Source organism: Chitinophaga tropicalis (assembly GCF_009758205.1).
Classification (GTDB): domain Bacteria; phylum Bacteroidota; class Bacteroidia; order Chitinophagales; family Chitinophagaceae; genus Chitinophaga; species Chitinophaga tropicalis.
Genome location: NZ_WRXN01000036.1, coordinates 1 through 4885, shown reverse-complemented (window position 1 = coordinate 4885; position 4885 = coordinate 1). Strand labels below are relative to the sequence as shown.

Below are 4885 nucleotides of genomic sequence, written 5' to 3'. Positions count from 1 at the left end.
AGTTAGTGCCGTCAAGTGACCATGTATAGGTATAATTACCGTCGCCACCGGTTCCTGTCATTGTCATACCCGCTCCATCTGCCAGGCAGACAGCCTCGCGAATGGAAACATTGGTGATCTGTACTGCTGTGGGATTGTCAAGAACCACTTGCGAAGAGGTGACAGTACAACCGGAGGCTTTATCATCAGTAATAACAACGCGGTAAGTACCAGGCTGTAATGCTTCTATCTGCTGATCTGTATTAAACCATATACTGTTGGTCGTCCACACACCGTTCTTCAGTTGTTGCCAGCCATATTTATAGCTGCCGGAACCTCCGCTGACTACAGCTTTTAATATACCATTATCAGCATTATTACAGGTGATATCTGTTTTTTGCAAAACGACACCTAATGCAGATCGCTGGAAAACGTCAAAGCTCTTAGTTATCTCGTCATTACAGGTAGCATCCTGGTTCTTCAGTTTTATGGTATAGGTACCTGCTGTCAGACCGGTAAAGAGCCCTGTAGTATTTGTAGTAGTGCCAAGCGTATAACTGTAAAGATTTGTACCTCCCGTAGCAGATAACTGCAAACGCCCATCGCTACCACCGAAGCAGCTTACAGAATCACGGCCTGTCAATTGCAGGTCCAGCGGGTTAAGCGTAGCCAGTGTAGCGCTTTGTGACCATCCCTGGCAAAGCGGATAATCGGCGTTGATGATCTCTATTTTATAGTTTCCTCCTGCAAGGTTAGTGAAGCTGTAGGTATCACCTGTAATTGCTGCGGACTGATCTATTTGTATACCTTCCTTATAAAGCTTGAAAATAAAAGGCGGCTTTGTAAAACCTGCCGGAACAGAACCCGTTGCCATAGCACTGCCATTACCCGGGCTAACACAGGTAGGCGGAGTGAAACTGGCAACGCCCAGGATCTGCGGAGGCTGGGTAATAGTAATATTAATCTCGCTTTTTCCGGCGCAACTGCCGTTCTCCATCCTGGCAGTATAAGTGCCTGCCGGAAGCCCCTGCCATGACATGGTATTGCCTGTGCCGGCCTGCCGGGCACGTACTATGGTGGTGCCGGATAATAATGTGAAGTAATATGGTCCACTGGTATTCCCTCCTGAAGCAGATACGCCAATGGCGCCGTCGCTACCGTTGTAGCAGCTGACGTTCTGCAGGGAGGTCTGGCTGATAGCCAGCTGATCCAGTTGTTTAATAGTAATAACGATAGGAGTAAAACAGTTACCGGCATCGTCACCCGGGTTCACCACCCAAAGCGTATAAGTATCTGCCGAAAGGCCTGTAATGCTAAATCCCTGGGACATTGGTTCGAGGTCCTCACTCCAGTCAACCAGGTTACCACAATTAGAATTAGGAATGCTGGGGTTACAGGGATCTGTTACATTACCTCTTCTCAGTATCCAGCGTTTCTGGGTAAATCCACCTGTGACAGCGCCATCCGGAACACTGATAGTGCCATTTGCTTCTCCGTAACAGGCGTCTGTATGCGCAACACTAGCTGCAGCCAGTTTTGGGGGAGCCGGAAGAAACTCCTTAAAACCGGTTTCTGGTGAATAAGCAGAATAATAAACAGCAGTTGCGTATCTGGCCCTTATCCTGTAGCGGAACTGTATACTTTTCTTCTGTGTAGCCAGCGCCGGGAATTTGTTTACCGGTATAACGGGCAGATCAAGATAGTTAACAGAATCGAACGGCGTCCAGTTGCCATCTGAATATCTGTATTCAAAGATCGCCTTTACATCAGCATAGGCATCCTGTATGAGAGCCGGGTTATAATCTGAACGCAACGAGAATTGCTGATTAGCGCAGACTGATCCTGAAGGCCAATAACCCTCGTTGATCTTCACAGGTGTAGGCATCACATATATCCACCTTGCCGTAAAGGTTACCGTGTTACTCGAGTTTTTGTATGTAATATAAGGCCCTACAAAAGCATTATCGGTAACTCCCGCCTGGGTAACAGGATATATGACTCCCGCGCTCAGGCCAGGAAGCATAGACTGGTTATTCTGATAGAATATAAGATAGCCCGGATTAGGATAAAAAACGTTATTGACTGAATACATACTGCCTCCCCAATAGCTGAATGGATAATAGTAGCTAAATGAGGTAGAGCCCAGTGACAGATCGGATCCTGCAACACCTGAACCTAACTGCATATAGATATTAGCCTGCAACTGTGCCCTGACGTCGTTCTTCACCAATAACAAAAACAATCCCATCCAGATCATACATAATCTGGCTAACGATACGGGTACAGGGTTTCGATAGCTCATAACCGGTAGTGTAACATTAACAATATACTTTAGCCGTGCTCTCATCGCGAAATAACAAACCTCACATCACGACTTTCGCTTTCTGTAATTACTCTTAATATAAAGGTGCCTGTCTGTGTGCCGCCGACCGTAAAGGAATCGTCGATCTGCAACGTTGGGGCATACTGCTTTTTGCCTGCTATAACTCCGTTCATGTCATACACATAAGCTACCACCTGCTGCTTACGGTTCAGTTTCACCTTAAAGTTGAACTGACCATTGTTGGGATTAGGTGATAACATTACGGTATCTATTACATGAACAGGCATGTTATATCCCGGTCCTGCCAGCGGATCGTAGGCGTTGATCACCAGCTCTTTCTTTACTGAATAGGAACAGCTGCCAAAGCTGGCTGTCATACCGACCCAGTACGTGCCCGGGCTTGTAAACTTGATCATTGGTGTGCCCTTCTCATTATAACCAAGGAACTGCGCATCAGGGTGGTAAGTCCAGCTTACATTGTCAGGTGCTGGTACACTGATCTCTGTAATAGCAAGCGTATCCATTGCGTTCTTGCGGGAAGCTACAAGGAAGTCTACCTCTGGCATTACATTGATCGTACCTATGGTAAGGTCTTTGTTCACTATACAGCCATTCGCATCTTTTACCTGCAAACGATAGTTACCTGAGCGCAGGTCTGTATAATAATTATCGGCTCTCCATTCTGTATCGTTCAGGGAATACTGATAAGGAATAATACCTCCGTTAACCTGTGCATCTATCGTCCCTTCTCTTAACCCATCGCAGATAGCGGGCGCCACGGCCTGTAAAGTCAGCAGCTCCGGCTGGCCAACCTCATAGCTAAAGGACTGGAAGCAACCTTTACCATCTGTTACTTTAACTGTATAAGTACCGGCGGGAAGGTTAGTTCCTGATTTACCAGGCGTATTCCATTCATAGGTATACACTCCGTCGCCTCCTGTTACATTGAGTTTTACAGCACCGTTTGACTGACCATAACAGATCACGGAATCTATATCTGCCACTGCGCTGATGGCTGAATATTTTGTTTTCACGGTTGCGGACTGTTGTGCTGTACAACCATTGGCATCTTTTACTTGTACTGTATAATCGCCTGATGTTAGTCCGCTGATAACCGGGGCATCCTGCCAGGTATCTGAAGAAGTATAGGTATAGGGAGTAGTACCACCGGCAGATTGTAAATTGATCACACCTGTTGGGTTAGCTCCGCAGACCAGATCTTCTATGGAAGATACCTTCAGCGACAAAGGAGCGGAAGGCTGATTCAGTGTAACCTGCTGAGTGCTGATACAGCCACGGCTATCTCTGACCTTTATTGTATATAATCCTGCAATCAGGTTATTATAGGTCCTGGCAGTGCTGTATGCACTGTTATTAATACTGTATTGATAAGGATTAACACCACCACGTGTGCTGATGCTGATACTACCATCAGCCAGGCCATAACAGGAGATATCTTTGCTGGTGATCACCACTTCCAGTGGTTCTGCAGGAGCTGTGATGCTGTACGTTGTTGATACAGATGAATAACAGCCACTGGCATCTTTTACACGAACAGTATAAATACCTATGTCCAGCGGCGTAGCATTGGTAAAGGCTGTATAGCTGCCGCCGTTCCTTGAATATTCACTTGCCAGGGTACCTGTTCCACCATGCGTATGTACTTCAATGCTGCCTTTTCCTCCATAACATACAATGTTATGCAGGTTGATACTATCTATTACAATAGCAGGGCTTGTTGAACTTATTTGTACCGGCAGAGAGCTCTTGCAACTATTTATATCTGTTACCAGTACATTGTAATTACCGGCAATAAGATTATTAAAGGATGGGCTGCTTTGCCAGTAAGTATCATCAAGACTATATTGCAAAGTTCCTGTTCCGCCGCTGCCTGCTACTGTCAGGCTACCGGCCGGTATATTTGCACAACTTACATCCTGTTTCCTCACAAGGCTGATATTGATTGCCTGGGATGACTGTGTGAAGGTATAGTTATTTGATACTATACAACCCTTTGCATCCTGCACGCGAATAGCATGAACTCCTGCATTGATATGGGTCAGCATGGCATCATTGCTGTAAGCATTATTATCCAAGGTATAAGTATAACCGCCATAACCACCTGCGGCCGTTACCTGTGCATATCCATTATCGCCACCTACGCAGGAGATGTTATAGCCGTTATAATCTGACAACACAGCTGTAAAGCTCATGGCAGCTGGCGGAGTCGTGATCTCAAGAGCATCAGGATAAGTCACTGTACAGCCCTTGCCATCGGTAACCGTTAAATGGTAAACTCCGGCGCCAAGTGCGGCTCCATTGATATAGCTGTTACCATTGAGTAAATAAGTATACACACCATTGCCACCGGAAACAGTGATATCTATCTTACCGCTTTCTCCGAAACAACGGATATCATGCGCTACGGCACTTTCTATCTTCAGCTCGGGATACAAATGAACGATCTCTATAGTGGAATCTTTTATACAACCTCTGGCATCGGTAATATGCAGGGCATAACTACCGGCAGGCAGACCCGCAACTGTTCCGGTCGCGTTCACTACTGTGCCGTTCAGTGTTACC

The 4885-nt window shown here is 46.2% G+C and carries 2 protein-coding genes; both read right to left on the bottom strand.

Annotation, left to right across the window (positions count from 1 at the left end; genetic code table 11):
* Window positions 1-2281 (bottom strand): SprB repeat-containing protein (locus GO493_RS30620; RefSeq protein ID WP_198315874.1); only part of this gene is annotated, 2281 nt, incomplete at its 3' end.
* A gap of 41 nt (window positions 2282-2322) precedes the next feature.
* On the bottom strand, window positions 2323-4885 hold a 2563-nt coding region (locus GO493_RS30615; RefSeq protein WP_157310054.1), incomplete at its 5' end, for a T9SS type A sorting domain-containing protein.